General features: G+C 72.3%; 1 protein-coding gene. It reads right to left on the bottom strand.

Annotation, left to right across the window (positions count from 1 at the left end; all coding sequences use genetic code 11):
• Nucleotides 1-42 precede the first annotated feature (42 nt).
• Nucleotides 43-2,241 (bottom strand): transglycosylase domain-containing protein, encoded by a 2,199-nt coding sequence (locus tag F8271_RS30975; protein ID WP_192580544.1) that lies wholly within the window; start codon nucleotides 2,239-2,241, stop codon nucleotides 43-45.
• Nucleotides 2,242-2,302: the final 61 nt, after the last annotated feature.

The raw sequence follows: 2,302 nt of genomic DNA on the forward strand, positions 1-2,302 counted from the left end.
GTATACGAGACAGAGCCCCCACCACGCCCCTGCCCCCGCGATTCAGCCTCGGCGGTTGAGCCAGCGCTGCAGGGCTGAGCGGGGGTCCTCGGTGGTGGGTTGCTGGCGGTCCGGGACCGCGGGGCGTTCCACCGGGCGGCGCGGTTCGCCGGCCAGCTCGCGGCTGGGCGCGGCGAACGCCTTCTCCGGCTGGCCCTTGACCGCGGTGGCGATGACCCGGGCGACGGCGTCGATCACCTTCGTCTGCACGGCGGAGCCCACCGAGTCGGCCGGGTCGTCCGGGTTGGTGGCGATGCCGGCCACCGCGACCTGCGGGGTGAAGCCGACGAACGTCTCGGTCGCGTTCTGCTCCGAGCTACCGGACTTGCCGGCCACCGGTCGACCGTCGAGGATGTCGTTCACACCGGTGGCGGTGCCGCCGTTGCACTGCCCGTACGGCGACTGCTGCCCCACCGGGCAGCGGGCGGCGTCGGTCGCGGCGCGGGCCACGTCGGCGTCGAGGACGCGCTTGCAGGACGGCTCCCCCACCGGCACCTTCGTGCCGTTCGCGGCGGTCACCGAGACGACCGGCAGCGGTGTGCAGTAGGTGCCCTCGGCGGCCACCGTGGCGTACGCGTTGGCCAGGTCCAGCGGGGTGGTGGCGGCCACGCCCAGGGTGAACGAACCCCAGTTCGCGGCGTTGTCCTTGGCGAACGCGGCGTCCGAGTCGGCGCGAAACGTGATCCCGAGCCGCTGCGCCATCTGCACCACCTTGTCCTGGCCGACCTGCTCGGCCAGCCAGACGAAGTACGTGTTCACCGACCGGCCGAAGCCGTCCCACATCATCCGGTACCCGTCCATCCAGTCCGGGTTGGCGTTGGCCGGGCACCAGTGGCCGTCGCAACTGCCCGGGCCCTCCGCGGCGTACCGGGTGGGCAGCTTGGCGGGCGCGTCGAAGCCGGTGGAGAGGGTACGGCCCGACTCCAGCGCGGCGAGCATGGTGAACAGCTTGAACGTCGAACCCGCCTGGTACCCGTCGACGCTGGCCCCACCGGAGATCAACGGGTTGACGGTGTTCGGGTAGTTGGCCTGCCCGGCCGGGTTGTCCGCGAGGCTGTAGTGCCGGTTGACCGCCATGGCCAGCACCCGACCGGTGCCCGGCTGCACGGCCGCGATCGGCAGGGCGCGCTTGTTGTCGTACCCGTAGACCTTGGTCGCCTGCTGCTGCGCGGTGGCCTGGACCTTCGGGTCCAGCGAAGTGATCACGGTGTAGCCGCCCGAGCGCAGGGCCTGCTCGCGCTCCGGCACGGTGGCCCCGAACGCCGGCTGGGTCAGCCACCAGCGGCGCAGGTAGTCACAGAAGTAGCCCCAGTCGTCGTGCCCCTGCGACACCGCGGTGCAGCCGTTGGGCGGTGCGGTGGGGTGCAGGGTCAGCGGCTCGGACTTCGCCCGCGCGGCCTGCGCGGCGGTGACCGCCCCGGTGGCGACCATGGAGTCCAGCACGTACGACCGGCGGGCCAGCGCCTCGTCCTTGTCGCCGTCGATGGGGCTGTACGCGTCCGGGGACTGCACCAGGCCGGCGAGCAGCGCCGACTCGGCGAGGGTCAGCTTCGCCGGGGGCTTACCGAAGTAGCGCTGGCTGGCCGCCGCGATCCCGTACGCGCCGGAGCCGAAGTAGGCGATGTTCAGGTAGCGGTCGAGAATCTCGTCCTTGCCGAGGCTCTGCTCGAGCGCGCCCGCGTACCGGATCTCCTGGAGCTTGCGCCCGACGGTGGGGTCGGTGGCGGCGGCCCGCTCCTCGGCAGTGCGGGTGGGGTCGGTCTTGAGGACGTTACGGACGTACTGCATGGTCAGCGTCGAGCCGCCCTGCTCGGTGCCGCCGCCCTTGACGTTGGCGACCAGTGCCCGGGCCAGGCCGCGCAGGTCGGTGCCGCCGTGGTCGTAGAACCGCCGGTCCTCGGCCGCCACGATCGCCTGCCGCATCACCGGGGCGATGTCCTCCAGCGCGACGTCGGTGCGGTTCACGTCGTAGAACGTGGTGATCAGCGTCTTACCGTCGTTGGCGTAGAGGTACGACCGCTGCGGGGTGGCCGGGGTGCGCAGCGAGTCGGGCAGCGCGGCGTACGTGCCGAGCGCCGAGCGGGCGGCGAACCCGAGCAGCAGGTTGCCCGGCAGCGCGGCGACCGCCAGGGCGAGCCCGGCCAGCAAGCCGGCGAGCAGCACGGTGAACAGCCGCGACAGCGGCGAGCGGGAGGCGGCCATGCTCCCCAGGATTGCCACAAAAACCGCCAACCGACCACCCCCGCCCGGCGATTGTCAGCAA

The sequence above is a fragment of the Micromonospora sp. ALFpr18c genome (genome assembly GCF_008868155.1).
In the GTDB taxonomy this organism is placed as follows: Bacteria; Actinomycetota; Actinomycetes; order Mycobacteriales; family Micromonosporaceae; genus Micromonospora.